Origin of the sequence: Kangiella geojedonensis (genome assembly GCF_000981765.1) — a bacterium.
GTDB classification, from domain to species: domain Bacteria; phylum Pseudomonadota; class Gammaproteobacteria; order Enterobacterales; family Kangiellaceae; genus Kangiella; species Kangiella geojedonensis.
This window is the reverse complement of the sequence record NZ_CP010975.1, coordinates 1,097,186-1,122,399: the sequence shown is the minus strand read 5'-3', so window position 1 is coordinate 1,122,399 and position 25,214 is coordinate 1,097,186. Positions and strand designations below refer to the sequence as shown.

At 42.0% G+C, this 25,214-nt stretch carries 22 protein-coding genes and 1 tRNA gene; 12 read left to right on the top strand and 11 right to left on the bottom strand.

Annotation, left to right across the window (positions count from 1 at the left end; genetic code table 11):
- The first annotated feature begins 140 nt into the window (after positions 1-140).
- Together TQ33_RS04985 and TQ33_RS04980 are read left to right on the top strand one after the other, a co-directional pair.
- The gene (locus TQ33_RS04985; protein WP_046561078.1) at positions 141-563 is read left to right on the top strand and encodes a LexA family protein; all 423 of its coding nucleotides are present in this window, start codon (positions 141-143) and stop codon (positions 561-563) included.
- Entirely contained in the window at positions 563-1,819 is a 1,257-nt protein-coding gene (locus tag TQ33_RS04980; RefSeq protein WP_046561077.1) for a Y-family DNA polymerase, read from the top strand. Before TQ33_RS04985 ends, TQ33_RS04980 begins: the two co-directional genes overlap by 1 nt.
- Here the strand turns inward: TQ33_RS04980 and TQ33_RS04975 are convergent.
- Complete coding sequence (locus TQ33_RS04975; protein WP_052735208.1) at positions 1,816-2,652, bottom strand: polysaccharide pyruvyl transferase family protein; 837 nt, start codon at positions 2,650-2,652, stop codon at positions 1,816-1,818. The two genes, TQ33_RS04980 and TQ33_RS04975, sit on opposite strands and share 4 nt — an antisense overlap.
- Before the next feature lie 168 nt (positions 2,653-2,820).
- Between TQ33_RS04975 and aat the strand changes: the two genes are divergently transcribed.
- From aat to infA, 3 genes are all read left to right on the top strand, one after another.
- Positions 2,821-3,534, top strand: a complete 714-nt coding sequence (gene aat, locus TQ33_RS04970; RefSeq protein ID WP_046561076.1) for a leucyl/phenylalanyl-tRNA--protein transferase — start codon at positions 2,821-2,823, stop codon at positions 3,532-3,534.
- A 37-nt stretch (positions 3,535-3,571) separates the two neighbouring features.
- On the top strand, positions 3,572-4,291 hold the full coding sequence (locus tag TQ33_RS04965) for an arginyltransferase (protein ID WP_046561075.1): 720 nt from the start codon (positions 3,572-3,574) through the stop codon (positions 4,289-4,291).
- Positions 4,292-4,394: 103 nt separating this feature from the next.
- Positions 4,395-4,613, top strand: a complete 219-nt coding sequence (gene infA, locus TQ33_RS04960) for a translation initiation factor IF-1 (RefSeq protein WP_046561074.1) — start codon at positions 4,395-4,397, stop codon at positions 4,611-4,613.
- A gap of 116 nt (positions 4,614-4,729) precedes the next feature.
- Here the strand turns inward: infA and clpA are convergent, their stop codons facing one another.
- The 3 genes from clpA to TQ33_RS04945 form a co-directional block, all read right to left on the bottom strand.
- Positions 4,730-6,997, bottom strand: coding sequence for an ATP-dependent Clp protease ATP-binding subunit ClpA (gene clpA, locus TQ33_RS04955; protein WP_046561073.1), 2,268 nt, complete (start codon positions 6,995-6,997; stop codon positions 4,730-4,732).
- A gap of 47 nt (positions 6,998-7,044) precedes the next feature.
- Positions 7,045-7,377: an ATP-dependent Clp protease adapter ClpS gene (gene clpS / locus TQ33_RS04950; RefSeq protein ID WP_046561072.1), complete on the bottom strand. Its 333-nt coding sequence runs from the start codon at positions 7,375-7,377 to the stop codon at positions 7,045-7,047.
- Positions 7,378-7,523: 146 nt separating this feature from the next.
- A complete protein-coding gene (locus TQ33_RS04945; RefSeq protein WP_046561071.1) occupies positions 7,524-8,027 on the bottom strand; it encodes a SixA phosphatase family protein in 504 nt (167 codons plus the stop codon).
- Between the two features lie 201 nt (positions 8,028-8,228).
- On the opposite strand from TQ33_RS04945, the gene TQ33_RS04940 reads away from it, so the two are divergent.
- Positions 8,229-8,750: a TIGR00645 family protein gene (locus TQ33_RS04940; protein ID WP_046561070.1), complete on the top strand. Its 522-nt coding sequence runs from the start codon at positions 8,229-8,231 to the stop codon at positions 8,748-8,750.
- 54 nt (positions 8,751-8,804) lie between these two features.
- On the opposite strand, the gene TQ33_RS04935 is transcribed toward TQ33_RS04940, so the two are convergent.
- Positions 8,805-9,134, bottom strand: a complete 330-nt coding sequence (locus TQ33_RS04935; protein WP_046561069.1) for a YegP family protein — start codon at positions 9,132-9,134, stop codon at positions 8,805-8,807.
- 190 nt (positions 9,135-9,324) lie between these two features.
- Between TQ33_RS04935 and TQ33_RS04930 the strand changes: the two genes are divergently transcribed.
- Positions 9,325-9,789 (top strand): DUF3465 domain-containing protein, encoded by a 465-nt coding sequence (locus tag TQ33_RS04930; RefSeq protein WP_046561068.1) that lies wholly within the window; start codon positions 9,325-9,327, stop codon positions 9,787-9,789.
- 4 nt (positions 9,790-9,793) lie between these two features.
- Here TQ33_RS04930 and TQ33_RS04925 read toward each other — a convergent pair whose 3' ends face one another.
- From TQ33_RS04925 to TQ33_RS04915, 3 genes are all read right to left on the bottom strand, one after another.
- A complete protein-coding gene (locus tag TQ33_RS04925; protein ID WP_046561067.1) occupies positions 9,794-10,384 on the bottom strand; it encodes a carboxymuconolactone decarboxylase family protein in 591 nt (196 codons plus the stop codon).
- 18 nt (positions 10,385-10,402) lie between these two features.
- Positions 10,403-13,282: a M16 family metallopeptidase gene (locus TQ33_RS04920; RefSeq protein ID WP_046561066.1), complete on the bottom strand. Its 2,880-nt coding sequence runs from the start codon at positions 13,280-13,282 to the stop codon at positions 10,403-10,405.
- Between the two features lie 168 nt (positions 13,283-13,450).
- The gene (locus TQ33_RS04915; protein ID WP_046561065.1) at positions 13,451-15,385 is read right to left on the bottom strand and encodes a M1 family metallopeptidase; all 1,935 of its coding nucleotides are present in this window, start codon (positions 15,383-15,385) and stop codon (positions 13,451-13,453) included.
- A 299-nt stretch (positions 15,386-15,684) separates the two neighbouring features.
- Between TQ33_RS04915 and TQ33_RS04910 the strand changes: the two genes are divergently transcribed.
- Positions 15,685-16,503 carry a cyanophycinase gene (locus TQ33_RS04910; protein ID WP_046561064.1) on the top strand — a complete coding sequence of 273 codons (819 nt, stop codon included), beginning with the start codon at positions 15,685-15,687 and terminating at the stop codon, positions 16,501-16,503.
- A gap of 72 nt (positions 16,504-16,575) precedes the next feature.
- Positions 16,576-17,184 carry a hypothetical protein gene (locus TQ33_RS04905; protein ID WP_046561063.1) on the top strand — a complete coding sequence of 203 codons (609 nt, stop codon included), beginning with the start codon at positions 16,576-16,578 and terminating at the stop codon, positions 17,182-17,184.
- A gap of 69 nt (positions 17,185-17,253) precedes the next feature.
- On the opposite strand, the gene gltX is transcribed toward TQ33_RS04905, so the two are convergent.
- Positions 17,254-18,672, bottom strand: coding sequence for a glutamate--tRNA ligase (gene gltX / locus TQ33_RS04900; protein WP_046561062.1), 1,419 nt, complete (start codon positions 18,670-18,672; stop codon positions 17,254-17,256).
- A gap of 221 nt (positions 18,673-18,893) precedes the next feature.
- Here gltX and TQ33_RS04895 point away from each other — a divergent pair.
- The 3 genes from TQ33_RS04895 to TQ33_RS04885 all read left to right on the top strand — a co-directional run bounded on the left by TQ33_RS04895 (position 18,894) and on the right by TQ33_RS04885 (position 21,299).
- Positions 18,894-18,969, top strand: a tRNA-Val gene (locus TQ33_RS04895).
- A 213-nt stretch (positions 18,970-19,182) separates the two neighbouring features.
- Positions 19,183-20,565: an FAD-binding oxidoreductase gene (locus tag TQ33_RS04890; RefSeq protein ID WP_228640457.1), complete on the top strand. Its 1,383-nt coding sequence runs from the start codon at positions 19,183-19,185 to the stop codon at positions 20,563-20,565.
- Positions 20,565-21,299, top strand: coding sequence for a hypothetical protein (locus TQ33_RS04885; protein ID WP_046561060.1), 735 nt, complete (start codon positions 20,565-20,567; stop codon positions 21,297-21,299). Before TQ33_RS04890 ends, TQ33_RS04885 begins: the two co-directional genes overlap by 1 nt.
- On the opposite strand, the gene TQ33_RS04880 is transcribed toward TQ33_RS04885, so the two are convergent.
- Together TQ33_RS04880 and TQ33_RS04875 are read right to left on the bottom strand one after the other, a co-directional pair.
- The gene (locus TQ33_RS04880) at positions 21,296-24,688 is read right to left on the bottom strand and encodes a ligand-binding sensor domain-containing diguanylate cyclase (protein WP_407638289.1); all 3,393 of its coding nucleotides are present in this window, start codon (positions 24,686-24,688) and stop codon (positions 21,296-21,298) included. The two genes, TQ33_RS04885 and TQ33_RS04880, sit on opposite strands and share 4 nt — an antisense overlap.
- A complete protein-coding gene (locus tag TQ33_RS04875) occupies positions 24,660-25,208 on the bottom strand; it encodes a lysophospholipid acyltransferase family protein (protein ID WP_228640451.1) in 549 nt (182 codons plus the stop codon). The genes TQ33_RS04880 and TQ33_RS04875 overlap by 29 nt, the downstream gene beginning before the upstream one ends.
- Between the last annotated feature and the right edge of the window lie 6 nt (positions 25,209-25,214).

The window sequence follows — 25,214 nt, the reverse complement described above, 5'->3', positions numbered from 1 at the left end:
GGAAGTCTTTAATTTAGATTATTTTAATATAAATAACTCATTTTCGTCTGTTATAATTAGATTATTGGTACTCTTTAATACAACCTGAATACCGTAACTTTTATAACTTAACCCTATTATTAAGAAAGCGTCATAATTTCATGAGCAAAGTATCTATCCTTAAACCACAAGGCAGTTATTCTGAGGTCCCCCTTTATTCTGGGCGTATTTCAGCAGGTTTCCCTGGTGTGGTTGATGAGCACATGGAGGATACCCTTAGCTTAGATCAACTCCTTATAAAGCACCCAGCCACCACATTTTTCGCTCGCGTCGAAGGCGACTCCATGATTGAGGCAGGCATATTCCAAAATGATATATTGGTTGTCGATCGCTCTGTTTCTGCGAAAGATAATGATATTGTGGTAGCCCTATTAGACAATGAGTTCACCGTAAAGCGACTAAAATCTCAGGGCACGCTGAAATTAAAAGCAGAAAACGCTAATTATCCAGATATTGAGATCACGGGAGAGCATGAGCTGGTTATTTGGGGAGTGGTTACAGGACTTGCGAGGAGTCTTCGTTAATGGCAACGAATCAAGGCCCTGTCTACGCACTATGCGATGTTAATAGCTTTTACGTTGCCTGTGAGCGACTTTTTCGTCCTGATTTACGAGACAAGCCGGTGGTTGTGCTCAGTAATAATGACGGTTGCGCTATTGCAATGTGTAGCTTTTCAAAATCACTAGGTATAAAAATCGGAACACCTTATTTTGAAATAAAGTCTCTCCTTAAGCGCCATAACATTGAGTGGTTCTCTTCAAACTATGGCCTTTATGGCGATATTTCACAGCGCTTCAACTGGGTTCTACAACAATTCACTGATAAGGTTTCGCCCTACTCTGTCGATGAGTCCTTCCTCTTGTTTGAAGGCTTTAATGGCGATCTTGATGAGCACTGCCTCAAGCTAAAAAACACGGTCTGGGAGTGGTTGTCACTGCCTATTTGCGTCGGTTTAGGCCCGACAAAAACTCTAGCCAAGGTAGCAAACCATTACGCCAAGAAGCATAAACAGTCTACTCACGGAGTGGTGAATCTATGCAGCACCAGAAATCGTCAGTGGGCCTTAGAGAACCTTGCCGTAGAAAACATATGGGGCGTTGGACGTCGTTTATCCCGAAAGTTGAAGTTGCAGGGGATTTTTACGGCATGGGACTTACATAATTGTGACTATAAAACATTGCAGCGAATGTTTTCTGTCAATATGGAACGCACAATTCTCGAGTTGCGCGGACAGCCATGCCTTAGCTTCAACGAGCAACCGAAGCCCAAGCAGTCGATCTTAAACTCCCGTTCCTTTGGCACCGCAATTTCCAGCCGCTCAGACCTTAAAGAAGCACTGTCATATCATGCAACTAGATGCTGCGAAAAGCTACGTAAGCAATCGTCGCTAGCGAACAGTATTCAATTCTTTTTGCACACTCGTGACGGAAATCACCCTCAGGTTACTTTGTCGCTAACTGAGCCTAGTGATGATACGAGTCTTTTTTTGCAAGCTATTGAGCTGGGACTTAAAAGAGTTTATGACTCCAGTCAAACCTATAAAAAAGCTGGTGTCATGCTCTTAGGACTTGAGCCAAGCAAAGGGTATCAAAGCGATATTTTCGACCAGACACGTCAGCGCCCTGAGTTAATGGAAAGCTTGGACTCTATCAACGCAAAGTTTGGACAAGATGCTATCAAGTTTGGCAGTCTTGGCTTTGACAAACGCTGGGCAATGCGTGCTAACGCTCGCTCTCCTCATTACACCAGTCGTTGGGGTGATATAGTAAGCGTATCTTAACTCTTAAAAGGAAACGCAGATACTAGCGCATCTAAATCAAGATCTACTTTTTTCAGAGTACACAGCCTAATGATATCCTCTACACTCATAGTCGATAACTTATTTTCTGAAGTTGGTTTATATATCGGGTGCTTAATCGAACTGTAGTAATCATGAAATTTAAAACCGCCGCCAGTCAATTTATCGGATAAAGTGATCCAGTGACTTGGTATGCCATATGCATCAGAAGCGATTAACCCATGTAAAGATGACGATATAACATGCTCACACTCAAGTAACTCATCAATAAATGCTTCATCATCCTTACCGATATCAAGAACTTTCACACCGTTTGCTGCAAGCTCTTTAACCAGCAAGCTATTTTTATCTCTGTAATGCGGGACGATACCTAAGGCATACTTTTTATCAACTTTCGGAAAATAAAACCTTGGCATTAAAAGCGCTGGGTCACCATAGATCTCAGGTGTCTCGATTTTATGGTTCAATAGTAGCTCTCTCGTTAAAGGACCACGCACCGCGCAAACCTTCAAAGGCTTATACTTAATATTACCTTTTTTAGAAATAAACCCTGAACCCCAAACGATACTATTATGGTTTGCCATCCTGAGAATACTACCGACAGCAAGAACGTGCTGCCTCTCTTCCGGCGCGCATGCTACAACCTCTTTTTTTGATAGCTTACTTAACAAATAAAGATTGATACTATCGCCCCAATTGGGGGTTGTTGCGAAGTAATTACAATACAGTTTGCCATCTTCAATATAAGGATTTTCTGACGGCTGAAGTTTAGTTGGGCCAAATATTTTTTGTCTCAACTTAAGAATAATATTCATTAAAACACTCTAAAGTTCCTTTAATCAAACTCATTATCCTACAGTCAGGCGATAGGTCAATAACAAGTGGCGTATAAAGTGAAAGGAAATATTCCAAACAGGCACTCTAATGTATTTTATTCTACAGCTATTATAGTAAGATAATGAAAAGACCCAATACCAGACTTCATGAGTCACGATATATTTTTATTGGATAAATCACCAAAGTTCCCTCACGCCAGCTTGGCACAAGACAGTCCAAATGGCTTGTTAGCGGTGGGTGGTGACTTATCTGAAACACGGTTAATAGAAGCTTATAGGAATGGCATTTTCCCGTGGTACTGTGAAGGCGAGCCTATTTTATGGTGGTCCCCCGATCCACGTTGTGTATTTTTACTTGATGGCGTCCACGTTTCCCGTTCTATGAAGCGAGAGTTAAGAAAATCAACTTACCAAGTCACCATCAACCGAGCTTTTAAAGACGTTATTGATGGCTGTGCGGCTCCTCGAGCAAAAGAGGCTGAAACTTGGATTTTGCCAGAAATGAAGACGGCATATTTAAAACTGCATCAACTAGGGATAGCCCACTCCATAGAGGTTTGGAATGCTCAAGAGTTAGTTGGCGGACTTTATGGGGTGAGCATTGGTAGGTTTTTCTTTGGTGAATCCATGTTCAGTCGAGCCAGGAATGCATCAAAGTTCGCTCTCATTTACCTTACTCATTACCTTAAAAAAAATGACTTTATTTTGCTCGACAGCCAAGTGGGCAACCCTCACCTTTACAGTATGGGCGCGGTTGATATGAGCAGGGATGACTTTTTGCTGTTGCTTGAAGAGCACATAAGTTGGGAACAGCCGAGTTATTTATGGCAGACTAAAACATTAGACCGATGGTCTGATTAAACTAGCAAACCATTTCTAACGGTAGTAACCTAAACCTATGAGTCAGAAAGAAAAAGTTACACAGCATATTCGCCTTTTCAAAGGGCCAGAGCATGCTTGCGGTTACTTAGACGATCGAATTGCAGTCTCTGTATTCGCCGATCCAAGTCTTTTGCTGAATAACGACTTGTACTCGGAGTTAAGTCGCCAAGGTTTTCGACGCAGTGGCGAGCACGTTTATCGTCCTCACTGCACTGGATGCTCAGCGTGTTGGGCTTATCGTGTTGTAGTTGATGACTTCAAACCAAGCAGAAGTCAGCGACGAGTACTTAACCATAACAACTCTTATGAAGTATCGTTAGAGTCAGCAGATTGCTTTGAAGAAGACTACCAGCTTTACGAAAAGTACATTAGCACCCGCCACAAAGACGGCGACATGTACCCTCCAAGCAAGCGACAATACTCCGATTTTTTGTTTTCTGAGTGGTGTGATACCGCTTTATTGAGAGTCCGAGATAACGGCAAACTTATCGCTGTTATATGCCTCGATGTGCTTGATGATGGTCTATCCGCGGTTTACTCATTTTTTGACACATCACCTGACTATAAAAGCCTAGGGGTTTTTGTCATTTTAAAAACCATTGAATACTGCCAGAAAATGCAGCTACCTTATTGTTATTTAGGCTATTATGTCCAAGGGTGTCAGAAGATGGATTACAAGATAAAGTACCGCCCGGCTGAAGTCTTTAGGAATAAGCGTTGGTTAAGCTTAGATTAATCAAAAAATGGTAAAATTTTTTGCGATTATGCGCCAAATAGTGCATTATACGCCCAATTTTTAGACATCTTGTTAATTAAACCGTACAGGAGAGAGAGGCCGAATGGCAAAAGAAGACGTAATTGAGTTAGAAGGTAAGGTTCTTGAAACCCTACCGAACACTATGTTTCGAGTAGAGCTTGAGAATGGTCATATCGTTACAGCACACATTTCAGGCAAAATGCGCAAGAACTACATCCGTATTTTGACGGGTGATAAAGTGACCGTTGAAATCAGTCCTTATGATTTATCAAAAGGTAGAATTACCTTCCGTGCACGTTAATTGACAAGATAACGCTATATTGGTGTTTCTGGTTAACCTCTAATAGCGACAGGACACAAAAAAGGCGATGTAAACCATCGCCTTTTTCTTTTTCCATTTTACTCTAAAGTATCAACTTAAGTTTCGCTCTGAGTAATACGCTTTCTTAATGGTTCCACTCGCATATCAAGCTCACCATTTTTAAGGCCAATATACACATCACCACCATCAACCAACTCTCCAAATAAGACCTCGTTAGCTAATGGCTTTCTAACCTTGTCGCTGATTAGTCGTGACATAGGACGCGCGCCCATATTGATATCATAACCATGCTTAGCTAACCACTCTCTAGCTTCATCATCCACATGCAAGTTCACTTGCTTTGCATCAAGCTGACCTTGTACTTCCGTTAAGAACTTATCAACGATAGACAAGATAACCTTCTGAGGTAGCGAATTAAACCATACGGTAGCGTCAAGGCGGTTCCTAAATTCAGGAGAAAACGTTTTGTTAATTGCCTCTTCACTGTTACGTGAAATATCTTGCTCTTTGAAGCCAATAGACTGTTTTACTAAATCCTGAGCTCCAGCATTACTGGTCATAACCAAAACGACATTTCGGAAGTCAGCTTTACGACCATTATTATCTGTCAAAGTACCATGGTCCATAACTTGCAATAACAGGTTAAAGACATCAGGGTGCGCTTTCTCAATCTCGTCTAACAGTACGACCGCATGAGGGCTTTTATTCACGGCTTCAGTGAGCAAGCCTCCTTTGTCGTAGCCGACATAGCCTGGAGGCGCACCGATGAGTCTTGAGACAGTATGACGCTCCATGTATTCAGACATATCAAAACGAATCAGCTCAACGCCCATCGATTTGGCCAACTGCTTAGTGACTTCAGTTTTACCTACACCCGTTGGACCAGCAAACAAGAAAGAGCCTACAGGTCGATTTTCTTGACCTAAACCAGCTCGAGACAACTTAATCGCTTCTGATAGCGTATCAATCGCTTTATCCTGCCCAAACACCACCATTTTAAGGTTTCGATCTAGGTTCTTCAGTAATTTCTTATCTGAGGAAGAGACTGTTTTTTCTGGGATGCGCGCGATTTTAGCAATAACATGCTCAATATCGGTCGACTCTATAATACTTTTACGATTCTCTTCCGGCTGAATCCGCTGTCTTGCACCGGCTTCATCAATCACATCAATGGCTTTATCTGGCAATTGGCGATCATTAATATATTTTGCTGACAACTCAGCAGCCGTTTTCAACGCTGAGTTAGTATATTTAACATTATGGTGCTGCTCATAACGATCCTTTAAACCTTCCAAAATCGAGACAGTTTCAGAGATCGTGGGTTCATTAATATCGACTTTTTGGAAGCGACGTGCCAAGGCATGGTCTTTTTCAAAAATTCCTCGGTATTCTTGGAAAGTTGTCGAGCCAATGCAGCGTAATTCACCATTAGCCAAAACTGGCTTAATCAAGTTAGAAGCGTCCATGGTACCGCCGGAAGCCGCACCTGCGCCGATAATAGTATGGATTTCATCAATGAACAGAATAGCGTGTGGTTCTTTCTTTAGCTGTGCTAAAACAGCTTTTAGACGCTTCTCAAAGTCGCCGCGATACTTGGTACCCGCTAACAGTACTCCCAAGTCTAAGGAATGAACCACCGCATCGGCAATAACATCAGGTACCTCACCGTCCACAATTCTTTTTGCCAAACCTTCAGCGATAGCAGTTTTACCCACCCCGGCATCACCCACCAAAAGGGGATTGTTTTTACGGCGACGGCATAAAATTTGCACCACTCGTTCAACTTCATGAGTTCGCCCGATCAAGGGATCGATTTTACCCTCTTCCGCCATCTTATTGAGATCGATGGCATATTGGTCTAAAGGTTTCGCTTCGGGAGCTTCTTCTGGTTGCACATCATCTTCAATTTCAGACGTTTCAAAATCGTCATCCTCTGGCGCACCATGAGAAATGAAATTCACCACATCTAAACGCGACACGTCTTGTTGCGATAAGAGATATACAGCTTGGGACTCAGGTTCGCTAAACATAGCAACCAACACATTGGCACCGCTGACAGACTCCTTACCGGAAGACTGTACATGGAACACAGCCCGCTGTAACACACGCTGGAAACCAATGGTAGGCTGGATCTCGTAGTCTTCATCATCTTCTGAAAACTGTGGAGTGGTTTTACCGATAAAGTTTTCTAGTTCTTCTCGTAGTTTAGACAGCTCTACTGAGCACGCTTTTAATACTTCAACAGCGTCTTTGTTATCCAAAAGCGCTAACATTAAATGCTCAATCGTTATAAACTCGTGACGGTACTCACGGGCCCGATGGAAAGCTTTATTGAGTGACTGCTCTAATTCTTTATCAAGCATAATAACCTCTTCTTAGAAACCTTATAGGTTTCTCTACCACTATAAGCCTATTCGTCTTCTGGTTCCATCACACACAGTAATGGATGCTCGTTTGACCGTGAGAACTCGTTGACTTGGACAACTTTTGTTTCGGCTATATCTGGCGTATAAAGACCACACACGCCCTGCCCTTCGTTGTGTACTTGGAGCATAACACGAGTTGCTTTTTCTTGATCCATAGAAAAAAACTTGCGCAATACTTCAATAACGAAGTCCATCGGTGTGTAATCGTCGTTTAAAATCATGACCTTGTACATTGGCGGTTTTTTGAGCTTAGGTTTTGCTTCAGCTACCGCTAACCCATGGTCTTTTTCTTCATCAAAATTGTGGTCGTTACTCATAACTAGCTAATAAGGGCCGGTTTATGGCTTTGTTACCTCTATTATGGCTATTAATGAGGGCATTTGAAAGGAGTTCAAGCGACGAAACTTATAAAATTACTGACAACACTCTATATTGCTGATGAGCTCAAGCACAGCATCATACACTAGCCTCCAATCACACTCTTCGGCGTTAATAACCACGCCAGTTGCCCTTTATCACTATCGACTTCAGCCCATGAGCTAACCTTGAAATCAATACGCGCAACGCTGGCTGTAGGAAACTTAACATGCCCGCCCATCGTTAATTCCGAGACCAGTGATGAACAAAGTGGCTCATGTGACACTAGCATAATTCGTTTGTCATCAGACTCGATGGTTTGAATCAACTCAATAGCTTCTTCAACACTCGATAGATATAAATCACGTGTACTGGTCATAGTGCTCTGCCACTGTCCAAACTCCATAGCTAATAACGCAGTATCCATCGCTCTCTTTGCGCTCGAACTAATCACGGTCTCCGGTGACTGACCAACCTTGTGTAAGTGTGCGCCCATATTTTTAGCCGCCTCAATACCTCGCTCGGCTAAGGGCCGCTCATGATCATTTTTAAACTTGGCTTTCCAGTCAGACTTACCATGACGAAAGATATACAATTTTTTGCTGCCCATAATGACTTCCTATAGTGCTTGTTCTCAAGACTTGTGACATTTAGGCAGATAATAGTTGGTCGGCAAAAACCTCCTGTGACATTAATGCGACACTTTTATGATCTGTTACGCTCTGTTACAACAATCTTGGCAAACATATTTACAGCTAGAACCATTAGATTACAATACAGCCAGTTATTATTTTTTGATGCAGGATTTACCATGAAAAAAGTGGAACACGCTTTCGAAGCTGGAATTTTTAGTAGCCGTTGGATATTGGCTCCATTCTTTGTAGGACTCATACTCTCAATAGTTGTGTTACTTGGTGGCTTCGCCAAAGAACTATGGCACTTACTCACACACCTAGGCTCTTTGAGCGAAACCGACACAATCTTAGGCATCTTGGCTTTGGTTGATATGACCTTACTCGCTAACCTACTGATTATTATTATTTTTAGTGGATATGAAAGCTTTGTTTCTAAAATTGACGTGGCGGATCATGAGGACAAGCCCGGCTGGATGGGCAAAGTTGGCTTTTCCACGTTAAAAGTGAAGCTTATTAGTTCTATCGTAGCGATTTCAGGTATCGACTTACTCAGAACTTATATGCAGCTTGATAACGACGCCACTATCAGCTTAGAGATTGTACAGTGGAAACTATTAATCCACGGTGTTTTCGTCATTTCTGGTTTGTTATTTGCAGTTATGGACTATTTAACGTCTAAAAGTGGCAACAACCACTAATAAGCTAGCATAAAAAAAGCCCCGACAAATCGGGGCTTTTTTTATATGAAACGATTACTCTTCAACGACTTTCGCGTCTGGAGCATTTCGTGCAACAGAGCTGATACCATTGTTGCGACCGCTTTCAGACTTATACATTTGGCTTTTACCAATCTGCTGGCCATTAGAAGCATTCAATCCAAAGTAGAAGCGGCCGTCTTTAGCTGTTTTCTTTTCAAATCGGCCATCATCTTGTGAATTTTTACGTACTGACTCGATGCCATTCTCGCAAGCAGACTGAGACGAATAACCCTGACTTTGCAAGATTACTTCTCCATTACCAGCTTTTAATACAAAATAGCTTTTACCATCATTACCCTTTGAGATTACGAATTTTCCCGCCATTATTATTACCTCATTTTGTTTATACGACTGAATGTGCTCAGCCTCCTGCCTTTAAATAGTTACTTATTTAACGAAAAAATTCAAGCATATAGCATCACATTTAACACATCCTAAACATTTGAGGCTACCAAATCCTAAAAGGTTTTAGCATAATCGGATTATTATGACTTATTGGTTAACCGATTAAATAATGAAAAACACAAAAACAAATACCCTCTCCACCATCATTCTTATCTTACTCGCGCTGGCTTATTTCTACTTAGAAAGTACTGAAGATAAGAGTACCTCTATCCCTTCCATAGAAGCACAGACTACAAACACAGCGCATGCTACCGTACACGACTATTTCGAACGACGAGTTTCTGGGGAGATGGTCAGAGTTACTGCCAAGGTCTCACGACTGCTCAGTGACGATATTCATAAGCCACGTCACCAAAGGTTCATCATAGAACTCGACACAGGCATAACGGTTTTGATCGCTCACAACATTGATCTAGCACCACGAGTAAAAGATTTAGGGGAAGGCGATATGGTGTCGATTACGGGGCAATATGAATGGAATGAACGTGGAGGCGTAATTCATTGGACCCACCACGACCCAAAAAAACGTCGTGATGGAGGCCAAATTGAACATAAAGGAGTTGTTTATCAGTAGATGCTTACTTGTGACGTTTGCCGTCCCACCCACCTTGTGACAACAGTTTCTCGCCAACAGATGTTGGCACATCTTCTAGCTCTGTCGCCATTGAGTCGTTCCAGCGGTTAAGAAATCCATACAAACAAATAGCTCCTAGGATTTCTACGATCTGATCCTCAGTCCAGTGCTGTTTCATACGCTCCATCAAAGGCTGATCAACAGCATTGGGCACTGAGCCGGCAGCTAAGGCATAGTCTAACGCTACGCGCTCTCCCTCAGTATACAGCTCGCTCGTCTGATACTCCCAAATGGCTTCTAACTTTTCGTCGCTGATACCATGAATTTTGGCAGCCACCAGTGAGTGGGCTTCACAATACTGACAGCCAGCCGCGCGACTAGCAAAGTGCGCCAGTAAACGCTTAAAGCCTAAGTCGACTTCACCATTGGGTGACATCACTGCTTTGGTCAACACGCCGAATCCCTTCACGATCTCAGGTCGGCGCTGCATGGTCAGTAAACTATTGGGAACAAAGCCAAGGATTTCCTCAAAAATTGCGAAATCAGCAGCTAATTCAGGATGTAAATTTTTATCAAGAGGCTCTAGAAAGGCCATAATATCTCCTTCGTTCTATTATTTACTGACGGGGTTGCCATTGATATCGAGCTGAATCAGGGTGTCAAAATCAAGCTCCCTTAAGCGCTCAAGCTGTGTTTCAGCATCACCAACAACAAGGTAGTCCATCTGCTTCGGATCCATATACTGGTTAATCGTATTTTTGAAATCCTCGAGGCTTAAACTAGCCAGCTCTTCCTGTTCTTTCTCTAAATAGTTGAGTGGCAAATCAAAACGACTAATATCCTCAAGCATGCCTAGCAAGCTACCCAAAGTCTCAAACTCACGCGTTTGTCGTTTAATAACAATATTTTTAGTCGTCTCAAAATCTTCTTGGGTAAACGTGTCCTCATACTTCTCAAATTCATTAGACAGTAAATCCAAAGACTCTTTCGTCACATTAGCTCTAACATTGGTTTGAGCCATCAAAGCGCTCATAGATTCACGGCGAGATACGTAGCTATAAGCACCGTACGTATAGCCTTTTTGAATCCGTAGTAGCTGGAACAAGCGAGCGCTAGAGCCACCGCCTAAGCGATCATTGGCATAAACCAAGTTGTTATAATCACCGTGGCCACCAGGAAACGTTAACTGCCCTGCCATAATCACCGACTGTTTAGCATCAGGCACATCAATAAAATATAGGTCTGGCTCATTATCCATCGCTTTGACTTGATACTGGGGCCATGTAACGTCTTGGGCTTTCCAAGCAGATTCTAACTTCTGTAAAGAATCGACGACCGCCTGCTGGTCAATATCGCCAGCCACATGGAATGCAGCTAGGCTTGGTGAAATGTTTTGATAATAATAATCTTTGACATCGTCTAAGGTTATTGCCGAAACGGTTTCAAGAGTTCCGCTAGTCGGTATACCAAGGATATGGTCCTCTCCATATAATAACTTTTTACTGACTCGAGAAGCGATAGCCTGCGCGTCGCCTTCTTGTTGCTTTAAGCCAGTGAGTAAACGTTTTTTTATCCGTTCAAACTCGTCGCTATCAAATCGTGGCTCTAATAAAATTTCCTCTACTAACGACAAGGTTTCTGCGTAATTACGCTTGAGACTATTAGACGTGATAACAATATCTTCATCACCAGCGTTTACAGAAATACTAGCGCCTAATAAGCCAATCGCATCTTCGAGTTCTTCTGGTGTCTTATTTTTTGTACCTTCCATCATCAACTCAGAAAGGATGTACGCCACGCCTGATTTCTCTAGCTTGTCTAAGTAGTGACCGCCCTCGATACGCAACGCGAACTGCACCAAAGGAAGTTCGTTGTGCTCAACCCCTAACACTCTCATACCATTATTTAAGGTTTCATCCCAAACTTGTGGTGGAGTTAGCAACGGCGTCTTACCTAAGGGTGGCTCATTTCGTGGAAAGCTAGTTTTAGTTCGTGGAAAGTCTTCATTGTCATTAAGCACAATCTCTTTTTCTGCGCCTTGAACAATCTTCTCTTCCACAACACCTGCATCTTTTGAGCCTTCAACGGCGAGTTCTAACTGCCCTTTAGGTACAAAGCTGGTCATCACATAGTGCTTATCATTAATATACTTATTGTATGCATCAATAATATCTTTTTTGGTTACGGCTTTAATGGCCTCAATATCTTTTTGCAGAAAGTCAGGTGAGCCAGCATATTCATTATAAGAAGCTAAGTTAAACGCTTTATTCAAAACGCTCGAAATACCGTTATAAAACTGAGTTTCTTGGCGAGCCTTAATTTGTTGCAAGTCTTTCTCCGAGAAGCCCTCTTCCTCAAATTTACCTAAAGCCTCGTCGATGGCAGACTTTACCTGATCAAGATCAGTTCCTGCATTAGCTCTAACACGGATAGTAAATTCACCCGCTATTTCACGTGAACTATTGTAAGCGCTGGCACCTGGCGCTAACTTTTTATCCTCCACAATAACTTTATACAGGGGCGCGCGTTTGCCTTGCGATAGAATTTCTCCCAGCGCATCCAGTGCATAAGAATCTTCGTGGTATTGTTCAACCGTTGGGAACGTTAAGCGGATTTCTGGCAACTTAGCAAAGTTATCTTCATGTGACAAAGATATGGTTTTGTCTAAACTGACCGGTCTAGGTTCCATGCTACCGACAGGCTGGCCTTGAGCAATCTCACCAAACCACTTCTCAACTAAAGATTTAGTTTCTTGAATATCAATATCACCAGCAATAACTAAAGTTGCATTGTTTGGTCCGTAGTACTTGGCGTAGAACTTCTTAACATCTTCCAAAGTAGCGTTCTGTAAATCCTCGAGACTACCGATTACTGACCAGTTGTAAGGATGATCCTCTGGGTATAAATGACTCGAAATGACACCTCCGGTATGCCCGTAAGGTCGATTATCGACTCGTTGGCGCTTTTCATTCTTAACCACTTGCTTCTCACGCTCTAAAGCATCCTTGGTAACGGTATTAATCATGTACCCCATACGATCAGAGTCAATCCACAACAACTTCTCAAAAGCGTCTTTTGGCACAACTTCGTAATAAATAGTGCCGTCATTCCATGTGCCACCGTTTCGAGTGCCGCCAAGCTCGCCAATCATTTTTCGGTTAGCACCTAGAGGAACGTTCTCAGAGTTATTGAACGCCATATGTTCAAAAAAGTGTGCAAAGCCGGTTTTACCGGGTTCTTCTCGACTTGAACCCACGTGGAATATCGTTGCTATAGCGACAATCGGATCTGATTTATCTTGATGTAAGATCACTTTCAGGCCATTGTCTAACGTATATTTTTCATATGGGATTGAAAAGTTTGATGACTCTGAAGTCTCTGAGGCGTGAGTCTCTTGAGCTGTGTCTGAAGTATCGGTACTTTGACATCCACTCAGCAAAAACACACTTGAAACAGCCGTAGCGATAAGTGCTTTGGTGTATTTATTATTCATTGTGATTCCCTTTGGTCTTTATTGCTAATTGCTATAATACTAATCATTGGATTTGATTAGGCAAGTGATTTACATCAGTTGTTACAAATTGTTAGCACAAGTGCTTAACAAAACACATGGCATAAAAAAAGGCTTTCCGAAGAAAGCCTTTCTAATGATGACACCAGGTTATTTGACGACTGCGTCGAGAGTACCCTGTGCTAAAGGATGGTAACCAGGTCGAGCGACTTTATACACGCGTTTAGCAAAAGTAGCGCCTTCGTCCGTTTCCATTAGCTGCTTGTATAATGGCACAATCAGCTTACGACGACCGATTGATATCAAGTAGGTCTCTAAGCGAGGCATTACCGCGTCGTAGTTGCTCTTCAACGACAATAATAACCATGCATGAGCGATCTCATTATTGCTTGAGTCGGTTAGCTTAAAGGCTTCATCCAGTTGCACCATCTGCTCTTGTGACAGGTCTTCTGGCAAGTTATTAATAAAGTGTAACCACTCATGCACCGTCCACTCACCTGACTCTAGATCCGCTAAACTCTTCTCACCAGCCAACCATGCTTTTGTTTCGGCATCAATTGTCGTGAAGGCGTCTGAGGTTGGGTTTGGCATCATCTCTGGTAGCATTGGCTCATGAATCCAAGTCTCGATTTCATCCATGCTCACCACACCTGGATGCTTATCGAGCAAGTTAGCTTTTAAATACTTCTTAAACTCTTTCGTCGTCAAACTCTGGAATGCATGCGCGTTGAAGTATTCAACTAAGAAAGCGTCAAACACTTCACGTCCAAACTTTTTCTCAAGATACGTCAGGAACATTTGTCCTTTAGTGTAAGGAACACCTGAGAAAGCATCATCAGGATCGCGACCATTCAAATCAACATTAAGAATCGTAAATTCTTTTGGCAATGCTTTCACTTCCTCATGCAATCCTTGTACAGAAAGAGCGCGCTCCATGGTTGCACGTTTTTCGCCGAACAACTCTTCCATAATGCGGTTTTCAACGTAGCTAGTGAAGCCTTCGTTTAACCAAAAGTCTTCCCAAGTCGCGTTAGTAACTAAGTTACCAGACCATGAATGTGCTAATTCGTGCGCAATTAGGTTAACCAAACTTTTATCACCCGCGATTACGGTTGGAGTGATGAACGACAAACGAGGGTTTTCCATACCACCGTATGGGAAACTAGGCGGTAAAATTAACAAGTCATAACGTCCCCAACGATACGGGCCGTACATTTCTTCAGTGACCTGAACCATTCTTTCGGTATCATCAAACTCAGCAACAGCTGGATCGAGCAAGCTCGGTTCAGCATAGACACCAGTACGGTCACTCATCGCCTTGAATTCAAGGTTACCCACACCTAAAGCAATGAGGTACGGTGGAATCGCTTGCGGCATTTCAAAGTGATAATCACCATCCAGTTCAGTATCAGGCTCATTGAAAGCACTCATCAGAGCCAATAGTTCTTTCGGTGTTTTCAAGTTAGCGTTATAAGTCACACGTACTGCTGGAGAGTCCTGAAGAGGAATAAAACTACGAGCATGGATCGCTTGAGCTTGGCTGTAAACAAATGGGTGCTTTTTGCCCGCTGTTTGCTCTGGTGTTAACCACTGCAGGCCACTCGCTTGCGGTTGTGTTTTGTAATAAACACGAACTTTTTGAGTAGAATCATTAATTTGGATGCTAAGCTTAGAGCCAAGGTCTGGATCTTTATCAGCTAAGTCAAACGGTGTATCTTGCCATGAGTCATTGACCCACTGTTGAGTTTTATCAATTGTGATATCACGAGTATCCAGTACTAACTCTGATACATCGTCTTTCAAGCGCTTAAAAGTAAGATCCACGAAGCCTTCTAAAGCTTTCGCATCAAAGTTGACCGTTAGTTCAAGATCCAAATGATGAAGTTGAACTTCATCGATGTTGCCGTATGAATGCTCATCAACAGGCTGAACTTGTTGAACGGCTTTCTTTTCTTCTTTTTTGGTTTCAACCTTCTTTTCAACAACCACATTTTGCTCTTCAGGCTGTTCATTGCCTGACTCTTGCTGGCAGGCAGTCAAGCCGAAAGCTGCTACCAACATCAAATACTTATAACTTGTCTTCATTACTATTCTCTTTTATCGTAGAAGACAGACATTTAACCAATTATAAAATTTGAAGTAAAGCTCCAAACTCAGTCGCAAGCTTATTAAAAATTAATAACGTGTAGAATAGTTTACATTTCATTATGCTATATAAAACATTAGCTTATGAAACTTAATTCATAATGGTCACTGGCTAAGTGTCAACATTTTTTACGCATACCACCAACTCTGCCACATTTTTCAGCAGAAGTTGATGTTAGTATTGCCGCTTATCAAGTGCTGGCACTGGTAGCGGATAAAAATAACCACGGAGTTTATAGATGCCATCACAAGGTAGCGGTAAATTTGATAGGGGGTACATTATCCCTATTGGCGGTTGTAGCCATCAGCTACATGACATAGTTGCGGAGCAAGTTCGAAGTATCTGTCTTAGCGCATCAGCAACAGCTGTTATTTTGAATGTTGGGCAAGAAAAAATTGCACACAATATCGAAAAAACCTTATTAGCCAATGGTTTTGAATCTTGTGTAGAGCTCGATATTCGAACACGACAAGATACCAATAATGAGCAACTGATTAAGCAAATGTCGGACAAAGAGCTGATTGTGATTGTTGGTGAGAAACCACTTCAAATATCGACGCTCATTGGTGGCACTCCAATAGCTAAACAACTTCGTAAGCTTAATGCTGATGGGGTTCATGTTATGGGCAGTTATGGCGCTGCAGCCTTACTCAGTGAGCACATGATAGCCGGTGGTGAAGACTCCATCACGCCTAAGCAAGATGGCGTCACAATGGCTCCAGGATTAGGTTTAACCAACCGCTTTATGCTCGACTACCATTTTGAGCAACCTGGTCGACTGGGACGATTATTAACCGCCCTCTCCTACAACCCGTTTACCATCGGAGTAGGAATTGATGAAGGTTCAGCACTTTTTATTAGTCCTCAGGATGAATTACAGGTCTATGGCGATGGTTCGGCGACGTTAATCGATCCTAGCAACCTGCAGTATTCATCCATGGGAACAGCCGGTAGTGGTGACTATATATCGCTATTTGGCTTACAAATGCACATTTTAGCCCCCGGTAGTCGCTTTAAAGCAGCAGACCATAAAGCTTTTGACGAACACTGGGCTTAAAAGTCGTATCGATGATAATTTTTTAGATTATCAAGTTTAGAAACAACCTTTTATACATTTCAGGTGACATTAATGACAACATCTAGCTTAAAAAACATTGGTATCATTCTTGCCGGCTCGCTTCTACTTTGGGCATGTGCGACACCTCCAAAACAGGCAGCTCCTACAAAGCCAGCACCTCCAGCAAAGCCAGTCAAAACTTATAAAGACGTCCACATTGGCGCAAATAATTTTATGACCATACCGTCAACTTGGAATTTGAAGCAAAATATCATGCCCAAAGGTTACGTCAGCTACACCATTAAAAACCGTGATGTACACATGGTTATTTCGGGTTATAAAGATAAAAAAACCAACTTTAACATCAACAAAAGTAAAAAAGATCTCGCCGGCGTAACGATTCTTTACCGTACTGGATCAAAGACTAAGAAAAGACACTACAATGAAATTACCGATAAACATAAGCTAGGCGGTTACACGCACCACACTTGTCAAAGTAATAACAAATGCTACCAAGTATTCCCTCTGTCAAACTGGCGTTCAATGATGGCGGCCGACTTCCATGCGGGTGGTATGAAGTATACCTTAACCGCTGGTGTTGATGATTTAGAAGGCGTTCATGCTAAAGACGTGTTAAAAGCCTTACAAAGCATTCGCTTGAAAACAAGCGTCGAAAAATAGCTTCTTGCTTATAAAAAAGCCTGCACTCCGCAGGCTTTTTTGTTTCATGTATGTCAATAAATGATCTGCTTAACTTTGAGCTTCTCTTTCCGCAATAAATGCAAGCGCCTTATCTATACGCTTCAAGACACGATCCTTGCCAATCCACTCTAGCGTAATACCTAAGTCTGGTGACATACCGGAGCCAGTGACGGCTACTCTCAATGGCATTCCAACCTTGCCCATACCAAGTTCTAATTCTTCAGCGGTTGCGCTGACTAATTCGTGAAGTTTATCGGCTGACCAATCATTCTGCTCAGACAATTTTTTTTGTGATAACTCTAATGGCTCTCGAGCTACTGGGCGCAAGTGCTTTTTTGCAGCCTTGGCATCAAACGCTTCATAGTCTTCATAAAAGTAGTGAACTGCGGCTACTAACTCTTTCAGAGTTTTAACCCTCTCAGCCATGGCAGGTATCAGCTTTTCAATATCGGGACCTTGTGTAAGGTCTAATCCAGCTTGACCAAGATGCCATTGAAGGTGTTTCATCACTTCTTCTGTAGGCAAGGATTTCATGTAATGCTGATTCAGCCAGTTGAGTTTTTCAGTGTTGAATGCCGAGGGTGCTCGGTTTACATCCTTCAAGTCAAAATGCTCAATCATTTCCTCAACAGAAAACACTTCTTGATCACCATGAGACCAACCTAAACGCACTAAATAATTCAATACGGCTTGAGGCAAATAACCTTGGTCACGATACTGCATGACCCCTACCGCACCATGTCGTTTTGATAAGCGTTTACCATCTTCGCCTAAAATCATAGGAACATGCGCGTACTTAGGCACGTCAGAGCCTAAAGCTTCAATCATATTGATTTGACGCGGAGTATTATTAACATGGTCATCACCACGGATAACATGGCTAATTCCCATGTCTAAATCATCCACCACAACCGTAAAATTATAAGTCGGAGTGCCATCGGTACGAGCAATAATTAGGTCATCAAGCTCAGAATTACTCACAGCAATTTCACCCTTGATTAAGTCATTGAAAACGACCTTCCCTTCCAGTGGGTTCTTAAAACGAATCACGTGTGGCTTAGACGTATCCTGCTCATCAGCAGACAAATTACGACAATGCCCATCGTATCCAATGTTTTGCTTGTTCGCCTGTTGCTCTTCACGAAGTTTTTCAAGACGCTCTTTTGAGCAATAACAACGATAAGCTTTGCCCTCTTCCAACAAGGCTTCAATCTGTTCTTTATAACGATCAAAACGATGTGTTTGGTAGAATGGTCCTTCATCATGACCAAGCATTAACCACTCCATACCTTCGAAAATAGCGGCCACAGATTCATCCGTAGAACGCTCACGATCGGTATCTTCGATTCGAAGGACAAAGTCTCCCTGGTGCTTTTTTGCGTATAACCAGCTGTAAAGCGCAGTTCGAGCGCCACCAACGTGTAAATATCCGGTAGGACTTGGAGCAAAGCGAGTTTTAACGGTCATAATATAAACAAGTAATCAAAAGTTATACGTATTCTACCAAGGCCGTATCTTTTTCAAAACCTATTTACGTTAAACGACTAATAATTAAGCAAAATAGTATCTTAAACGTCTATGAGGAAAGTTTTTTAAACTTTTTCAAAAAAAAGTGTTGACCTTCACCGCTTACAAACCTAGAATGCGCTCCGTTCTTGAGGAACACAGCCTTAAGAAATCTGGAATGTGGGTGGTTAGCTCAGTTGGGAGAGCATCGCCCTTACAAGGCGAGGGTCACTGGTTCGAGCCCAGTACCACCCACCACTTTCCATACCCTTTTTAGATTGAATTGTATTCTAAGCCTCTGACTAGTTCAGGGGCTTTTTTTTACCTTCATTATTTGTCATTAGTGCCTCGACCCAGCTATAGAATCATAAGGTTAAATCAGCACTAGATCGTAACAACTCGTTTCAATTGGGCAAAACCTCTGGCAAAATATGCCGAGTTGTTTGAAATCAATGAACTATGGAGTTCTCAGTGCAACCATCGCTAGACTCACTACGCAATATTTTAGAAGCAGATTGCTTATTAACAGATTCCGACTCGCTCAGCCAATACGGCAAGGATTGGACCAATCAGTACACGCCTGCACCTCTGGCTATTGCTTTACCCAAAACAACCGAGCAGGTCGCAGCGATAGTGCAATGGGCAAATAAACACTCTGTGGCGCTCGTCCCCTCTGGTGGCCGTACCGGCTTAAGTGGCGGTGCTGTTGCCGAGCATGGAGAACTTGTTATCGCTTTGGATAAGATGAACCAAGTGATAGCGTTTGAAAGCGCCACTCAGCAAGTCAAATGCCAAGCTGGCGTCATTACGGAACAGTTACAGCAGTTCGCTGAAGAAAATGACCTATACTACCCGGTTGACTTCGCTTCTAGCGGCTCCAGCCAAATTGGTGGAAATATCGCGACCAACGCTGGTGGCATTAAAGTGATTCGTTACGGCCTAACTCGCGACTGGATCATGGGGCTAACCGTTGTTACGGGAAAAGGTGAAGTTCTTGAACTTAATGCTGGTTTAATAAAGAACGCAACCGGTTATGATTTACGCCATTTATTCATTGGCAGTGAAGGCACTCTAGGTATTGTGACTGAGGCGACTATTAAGTTAACCCGCCAGCCCAAAAACTTAACAGTTCTATTACTGGCTATTCCACAGCTAGATAAGGTTAAAGAGCTACTCAACACATTCCAGAAAGAAGTCGATCTGACCGCCTTCGAGTTTTTCTCAGAAGAAGCTCTTTTGAAAGTCATGCCTCACCACAACCTACCCCGCCCTGTTGAAACTGAAGCGCCTTTTTATTGCCTTTTAGAGTTTGATGCAACCTCTGATGACATACTTGAAAACGCTTTGGGTTGCTTTGAGTCAGGGCTGGAGCAGGAATTTATCCTAGATGGCGTCATGAGCCAAAGTCAGCAACAGGCTGCGGAACTTTGGAAGTACAGAGAGTATATATCAGAAACCATCTCCTCAAGACGCCCTTACAAAAATGATATTTCAGTAACGCCAGATAAAGTGTCTGAGTTCTTGGGAAGAGTCAATAACATCGTTGCCGAACACTATCCTGAATTCGAAGTCATCTGGTTTGGGCATATCGGCGATGGTAATTTGCACCTAAATATTCTTGCACCAGATGATATGGATTATGCGGAATTCGTGAAAGCATGTGAAAACGTTAACCCGTTAATCTTTGAAGTGCTGCGAGAGCTTGGCGGTAGTATTTCTGCGGAGCATGGTGTTGGTCTATTAAAAAAACCTTACCTTAACTACACTCGCACCGAAGCTGAAATCAATTACATGAAGGGTATTAAAGCTGCCTTTGATCCTAACAACATCATGAATCCTGGAAAATTATTCTAATGCTACTATTGCTTAGCGTTATTGCCCTGCTGATCGGCCCAGTCACTCTTAAGTTGATCGGCCACAATCGACGCATGGATGATTTTTTATTTCCTTTTGTCCTAGTGTCTGTCGGCTCATTATTATTTTTAGATGTGCTCCCAGTGCTCTGGGGTAATATTGGCTTTGTTTTATTCCCGTTATTATTGCTAGGCTTTTTCGGGCCAGCGCTGGCTGAAATTACTTTTCGTCGATTTGCCCATAAAGCACACAGCGTAGCTTTGTTGCTAGGTATCGTTGGCTTAATGACCCATTCCGCGATTGATGGTGCTGCAGTAGTTACCATTGAGGGCAATGAAATGTTGCCTTACGCGGTCATTTTGCACCGCCTAGTTGTCGGCTTAAGTTTGTGGTGGATCGTTAACCCTTTATGGGGAAATCGAAAAACTGCCATCGTCTTCTCGTTAATGGTAGGCATGACAGTTATTGGTTTTTATATTGGCGAAAAACAGTTATTTGGCTTGCATAATACCTTTATTGATTACTTTCAAGCGATAGTCAGCGGGACCCTGCTTCACGTAATAATTCACAGACCTCATAGCCACGGACATGGAGATGATGAGCCTCATGCGCATACTCATGAAGCCGCTGCCAAACATCAATTTATCAATTCAATTCATCACAAAGCTTATTTTATCGCAGGACTGAGTATTGGCATATTATTAGTCATGCTGCTGCATCATTGGCATTATTAAGAGGAGTTGTCATCCCAATCAATTTTGTTTGATTTTGGTATTGAAGACACATAATCCAACTGACCACTGGCTAACAGTCCGCTGAGATTAGTAGTGATTTGGGCCCGAATTTCCTGAGGATGAGAAAACTGATTGGTATAAATACCAAGCCAAGCGTTACGGCTGTTACTTTTAGCCACTTTGAGTGCGCGGTTGATAACGTAAATTAACTGCTCCCACGTAATGACCTCACTCGGGTCACCCAAGAAAGGGAAGCGCCCGAAGCCGACGCTACAAGTAACATCAATACTGGCACCATTGCCTAGATCAAACTTACGAGACGCTATGATCGAGCGTATTTTCTCAGCCATAATCATCTGCTCGCGCTTCTCAATCCCGCGGCTTAATATCAGAAGTGTAGCGCCCTGCCATCGAACCAAGGTATCCGTGCCATAACTAATCGTCTTTAAACAGTCTGCGGCTTGTTTTAGAACCTCGTTTCCACATAAATGGCCATGCTCTTTGTTAATCATGGCCAAATTATCGATATCAACCGCAAAAACACCAAGATACACACCAGCGATTCCATCATCCGCAACCCAAGTCTTTGCGATATTTTCTAACTCCGAATCAATATGCTTCTTTAAATATTGTTTGCTTTTAAACCCAGTCAATTGGTCATTGACAGAGATATTCTCTAATTGATTTTCAAGTCGCTCTGATAAGTAGCGTTGCTCGGAGAGAGAATACTGTAAGTCTTCAACTTGGTAGAGTAGTGTTTTCTTTTCACTCAATAGCAATTGAGTTTGAGCTTTTCTTTCCTTGAGCTTTTTTTCCTGCAGGGTCAAACGTCTCGAAAAATATCGGGACAAATAAATGGCCACCCCAATGACCACCAGTGACAAGATAAGTAAATAAAGCATAAACCCTTGAGCGCTGGCCCAAAAGCGCTTTTCTACACTTAATAATAGCGTAACTTCTTCATCGCCCCAGCGCCCATCTTTTTGCCTCACCTGGGTTCGTATCAATAACTGTTCTTGCTGAATGTTGTGTAATTTTATCGTGGGTCCATCTAAGTCAATCCAGCTATCATCAAGAGCATCAATTTTATAACGGTAATCTGCTCCTCGTCCGTTGATATAGTCAAATGTAGTCAGTCGAATAATAACAGTACCAAGATCACTAACTTTAGAAAAATAAGTACTGCCTTCTTTAGTAATGTTTTTTTCTTCGGAGGCTTGCTTTACTGAGATGATTTGCAGGCTTTTCTCTTCTTTATCGATGCTAATATCATTAGGGCTTAACATGGTAATGCCATTCAAGCCACCAAAGAATAAGTTGCCCTCTTCGTCAGAAAAATCTGCATTGGTGTAAAACTCATTGTATTGAAGCCCATCTTCATAGGTAAAGTTTACTGGCGTCCCTTTGTCAGGGTGATATTTCACTAAACCATTGGCTGTTGAAACCCATAAGTAACCTGAGTTGTCGGCTAAAATAGAACAAATAAAATCATCAACAAACCCATCACTCTCCGTTACTCTTTGAAAATAAACATCGCCTTGTGAGTTATAACGCACACGGTTTAATCCAGAGACGGTACCAATCCAAAGAACCCCCAGCATATCCTCGTAAATAACAGTAATATCAGAATTGGATAAGGTTTGCGTATTAGTTTGAACACTGGTGTAGTGTTCCGTACTTTGGTTAATTGGGTTAAACCTTACAAGCCCCTGAGCACTCCCAATCCATAAATATCCCTGTAAATCTTCGTATACCGTATAAGCACCATACTTTGAGCTAATAACTTGCTCTGGTAAAAATTTAGAGTAATCATGAAAGCTTAAACTGGATGCTCCCAAAGTTGAGCCTTGATTCGACTCAATTTTAATATGATAAAAACGATTTTCTCCGCCCAACCATATGTCACCACTTCTTGTTTCGACAATACTTGATAAGGTTTTTAGATCGAGAAGGCTACCATTTGCTCCATGAACTTTTTCTAAGTGAACAAAACTTTCATCTCCAAAGGGTTTAAAAAACAACCCATTATTGGTGATTATCCATAAGTTTCTATGTCGGTCCTCAACTAATCCTCCAACGTAACCAGTACTGACAAAGCTCTCTCCGACTTTTAGCGGGCTGAAGTTCTGTAAGATTGAGAAGTCATTATTGTAGCGGTATATACCGGAGTCTGTTCCAACCAATAAATACCCATCATGAGTTTTCAACAAACTGGTGGTGTAATTATTGTTTTTAAAATTCATCACTTCACGCTTTTTGAGTAAGTGAACGAATTCTTGTTTTGACTTCCAGTAGTTAATACCGAATAAGCTTCCAACCCAGAATAGCCCATCTTTTGATTTCCATATAGACAAGCTGGTGTCATTATTAATGGAATGAGGATCGCTATAGTCAGAGTATAGCTCGACTGTGATGGAGTTTTTAGAAGAGTCCCAGTACTTAAGACCCGCTTCAGTTGCAAGCCAATATCCATTTTTAAAGGGTAATAGCTGCCTAACGCGTACTCTACTCTGCTTTCGGCCGTCCTTTACATCAAAATATTGTATGGAATACTCATCGTTTAACGTTTGAATGCTAAATACAGCAAAACCTTTCTCTCCAGTTACAAAGAACTCTTGATCAGATTCATGGTTAGGTAAAAGCTCTAGTAGCTCAACATCACTTGAAAGACACTCCGTAAAACGGTCTCGTCCACGCATATCGACGGAGACAATGCAGCTATCCTCCAAAAAGTAGAGTCGCTGATTAAGCACCAGGAATTTTGAAAAATCATGTTCTTTAATGAAAGCATCAAACTGAGTCAACCTAGTGATGGCACCATTCTCAGGTTCAATTAAAACAAGATAATTATTGGTCAAAGCCATCACTTTATTATCAGAAGAAAGAGCAATAGAGTGTATCTGGAAGTTTTCAAAGCTAAGATCATCGTCATTGGCTAGATTTTTAAGCTCTTCTGTCCAGTGAACAATCTCTAATGACAGAATATCAACACCATCAAGCCCTTGGGGAGTTAATACCCAAACTGTATCTTTATTGTCATAGAGCAATTGATTAATGGTCGGAGAAACTAAACTTTCAGGCTTGCTAGCAACATGTCTTAACTGATCAAACTTGACTCCATCGTAACGGTTCAGACCATCTTGTGTTCCAAACCACATAAATCCGTGGCGGTCTTGTGTGATGTCGTAGACTGTGCTTTGACTTAAACCATCTTCTATGGTTAAAGAGTAAAACCTGATTCTATCGGATATGTCTGTTTCTGCATTTGCTGGAGGAATAAGAAGTGTGTTCGCGACTATTAATAACGCAAATAGCAGTAGAGAATGGAAAGCCTTCCCAATTGGCTGACTTTCTAATTGTTTAACGTTTAACCTCGATTTGTATGTCACTCGCTAGCTCTGGTTTAATTCCCAATTTATCTTTATAGAAGTCCCTAATCTTATCCATATCCGACTCAATATCACCAGTCGGTTGAATGAAATCCCCAATTCCCAAGGTTTTAGTTTTGGTATCTAGATAAGTAAAAACGATCGGTACCTTTGCCTGCACAGCGATATGATAAAAACCACTCTTCCAATAAGGCTTCTTACTTCGAGTGCCTTCAGGAGCTAGTGCCAGCTGCACTTTATCTCTTTGCGCAATCTCTTGAACGACCTGTTTCACTACATTTTTTTTTGAAGAACGCTCTACGGGTATACCACCTACCCATCGAAAAAACCAACCGAATGGTGGCTTAAATAAAGTATGTTTACCTAAATAAGCCACATCCATTTTATAGCAGAAGCGAGTCATGAGCATCAAAACAAAGTCCCAGTTCGAGGTGTGTGGTGCAAAAATCATCACACACTTATCGTGTTCTGGTAACTCTCCTACGACTTTCCATCCAAAAAGCCGTAATAATCCGCGCATAATAGC

What these genes read in the sequence shown, in the direction of transcription:
- TQ33_RS04985 (WP_046561078.1), top strand. Translation starts at nt 141, where the DNA reads ATGAGCAAAGTATCTATCCTTAAACCACAAGGCAGTTATTCTGAGGTC.
- TQ33_RS04980 (WP_046561077.1), top strand. Translation starts at nt 563, where the DNA reads ATGGCAACGAATCAAGGCCCTGTCTACGCACTATGCGATGTTAATAGC.
- TQ33_RS04975 (WP_052735208.1), bottom strand. Translation starts at nt 2,652, where the DNA reads ATGAATATTATTCTTAAGTTGAGACAAAAAATATTTGGCCCAACTAAA.
- aat (WP_046561076.1), top strand. Translation starts at nt 2,821, where the DNA reads ATGAGTCACGATATATTTTTATTGGATAAATCACCAAAGTTCCCTCAC.
- TQ33_RS04965 (WP_046561075.1), top strand. Translation starts at nt 3,572, where the DNA reads ATGAGTCAGAAAGAAAAAGTTACACAGCATATTCGCCTTTTCAAAGGG.
- infA (WP_046561074.1), top strand. Translation starts at nt 4,395, where the DNA reads ATGGCAAAAGAAGACGTAATTGAGTTAGAAGGTAAGGTTCTTGAAACC.
- clpA (WP_046561073.1), bottom strand. Translation starts at nt 6,997, where the DNA reads ATGCTTGATAAAGAATTAGAGCAGTCACTCAATAAAGCTTTCCATCGG.
- clpS (WP_046561072.1), bottom strand. Translation starts at nt 7,377, where the DNA reads ATGAGTAACGACCACAATTTTGATGAAGAAAAAGACCATGGGTTAGCG.
- TQ33_RS04945 (WP_046561071.1), bottom strand. Translation starts at nt 8,027, where the DNA reads ATGGGCAGCAAAAAATTGTATATCTTTCGTCATGGTAAGTCTGACTGG.
- TQ33_RS04940 (WP_046561070.1), top strand. Translation starts at nt 8,229, where the DNA reads ATGAAAAAAGTGGAACACGCTTTCGAAGCTGGAATTTTTAGTAGCCGT.
- TQ33_RS04935 (WP_046561069.1), bottom strand. Translation starts at nt 9,134, where the DNA reads ATGGCGGGAAAATTCGTAATCTCAAAGGGTAATGATGGTAAAAGCTAT.
- TQ33_RS04930 (WP_046561068.1), top strand. Translation starts at nt 9,325, where the DNA reads ATGAAAAACACAAAAACAAATACCCTCTCCACCATCATTCTTATCTTA.
- TQ33_RS04925 (WP_046561067.1), bottom strand. Translation starts at nt 10,384, where the DNA reads ATGGCCTTTCTAGAGCCTCTTGATAAAAATTTACATCCTGAATTAGCT.
- TQ33_RS04920 (WP_046561066.1), bottom strand. Translation starts at nt 13,282, where the DNA reads ATGAATAATAAATACACCAAAGCACTTATCGCTACGGCTGTTTCAAGT.
- TQ33_RS04915 (WP_046561065.1), bottom strand. Translation starts at nt 15,385, where the DNA reads ATGAAGACAAGTTATAAGTATTTGATGTTGGTAGCAGCTTTCGGCTTG.
- TQ33_RS04910 (WP_046561064.1), top strand. Translation starts at nt 15,685, where the DNA reads ATGCCATCACAAGGTAGCGGTAAATTTGATAGGGGGTACATTATCCCT.
- TQ33_RS04905 (WP_046561063.1), top strand. Translation starts at nt 16,576, where the DNA reads ATGACAACATCTAGCTTAAAAAACATTGGTATCATTCTTGCCGGCTCG.
- gltX (WP_046561062.1), bottom strand. Translation starts at nt 18,672, where the DNA reads ATGACCGTTAAAACTCGCTTTGCTCCAAGTCCTACCGGATATTTACAC.
- TQ33_RS04885 (WP_046561060.1), top strand. Translation starts at nt 20,565, where the DNA reads ATGCTACTATTGCTTAGCGTTATTGCCCTGCTGATCGGCCCAGTCACT.
- TQ33_RS04875 (WP_228640451.1), bottom strand. Translation starts at nt 25,208, where the DNA reads ATGCGCGGATTATTACGGCTTTTTGGATGGAAAGTCGTAGGAGAGTTA.